This is a genomic window from Pseudomonas flexibilis, assembly GCF_000802425.1.
GTDB lineage: Bacteria > Pseudomonadota > Gammaproteobacteria > Pseudomonadales > Pseudomonadaceae > Serpens > Serpens flexibilis.
On record NZ_JRUD01000045.1, the window covers coordinates 1 to 1,535 of the forward strand.

Sequence of the window (1,535 nt, forward strand, 5' to 3'; positions counted from 1 at the left end):
GGAGAGTATGGGGCTGGTGTGTAGTGTGTTTTTAGTGTAACGGCAGACCACTGGGTTGTAGCCGAAGGGGGTGTGTCGGCAGCAGTAAGATGGGTATAATGGCACGGGTCGCGGCAGATCGTCGAGGCCGCGCCGCGCCTGCTGATGCCCGGGACATAGATACCGTCTTGCTCCCTACCGCGCAAGCGCCAGTTTGGGGTCGAAGGGCTGGCCGGATTTGAGTACTCCATAGGCGATGTGCAGCAGCTTGCGCATCGCCGCGCAAACGATCTGCTTGCCGCTCTTGCCGCGGCTCCTCAGGCGCTCCGCCAGGGCCTTGATGGCGGGGTTGTGCTGCATGGCGACGATCGCCGGCATGTACAGCCGGCTGCGCAGGAAGCCCGAGCCGATGCGCGAGATAGGCGTCGGGCCTTGATGCTCGCCCGATTGGTCCGGCCGGGGCGTCAGCCCGGCAAAGGCCGCCACGGCCTTGGCGCTGCGAAACGCCAGCGGATCCCCCAGTTCGCCCAGTAGCAGGGCGGCTGTCTGGTCGCCGAAGCCCTTGATGCTGGTCAGCAGCTCCTTGCGTTGGCGCAGATCAGGGTCGCTGTCGATGTGATCCTCGATGGCCTTCAGGGTGCGGCGGATTTCCTCCTCGATGTGGCGCAGCACGGTGTGGATCGAGTCCTGGATATTCGCGTCGGCGCTCTCCAGGCGATTGCGCTCCATCTGTTCCATCTCGCGCAGGTCCGCCAGACGGCGCACCAGCGCACGCAGGCGCTTCTGGGCCGGCGGTTCAGGTTGCCAGCGTCGCAGCCGCGATTTGGCCAGTTGGTCCTGACCGAAGCCGGCAATCAGCTTGGCATCCGTCTTGTCGGTCTTGCCCCGCGACAGCTGAGTCTTGGCATAGGCGGCGGTCTGCGCCGGATTGACCACGCTGACGCGATAGCCCCGCTCGAACAGGCAGGTGGCTAATGCCTCGTGGTAAATGCCGGTAGCCTCCATGACGATCCAGGCATCGGGTCCGGCGTGTTTCTCCAGCCACTCGCACAACTGGGCAAAGCCGCTGGGATCGTTGGCCAGCCTGCTGCGTGTGCGGTACTTACCGTTGGGCTGGAGGGTGGCGATATCGAAGGTGTGTTTGGCAACGTCGATGCCCACAACGGCGACCATGTTGAACTCCTGGAATGAAACGATGACAGGATCATCACTGCATCCGGTCCAACCTTGCTTATGCGAGCTCACGCCACGGGCAGGCCCTGGATACCGTTCGGACTTGGCGGATGAGTGTGGAAGGGGGCAGAACTCTCTACGTCGCAGGCTCGAAGCCCTAGGGCGGTCGCGTCTTGCACTCCCTTCCCCCGATGATCAGTCGGGGACTATCGCCTCAAAAAGGTCGGTAGTCGAGATACAAGGGCGGTCGGCGCTTTTCCGGCCGCCGCTGCGGTGTCGTGTGCGTTGGGCGCACGCTCGCTTCCAGCAGGCTGCCGGCAACGGGAAACTATGCAGGCACCCGATGTGAGTCACTCGATTGCCTCCCGGCCCCTACGCGCATG

1 protein-coding gene is annotated in these 1,535 nt (G+C 63.8%); it reads right to left on the minus strand.

What is annotated here, in order from left to right; genetic code table 11:
* Positions 1 to 174: 174 nt before the first annotated feature.
* The gene (locus SF06_RS17560) at positions 175 to 1,152 is read right to left on the minus strand and encodes an IS110 family RNA-guided transposase (protein WP_039562934.1); all 978 of its coding nucleotides are present in this window, start codon (positions 1,150 to 1,152) and stop codon (positions 175 to 177) included.
* Between the last annotated feature and the right edge of the window lie 383 nt (positions 1,153 to 1,535).

What these genes read in the sequence shown, in the direction of transcription:
- SF06_RS17560 (WP_039562934.1), bottom strand. Translation starts at nt 1,152, where the DNA reads ATGGTCGCCGTTGTGGGCATCGACGTTGCCAAACACACCTTCGATATC.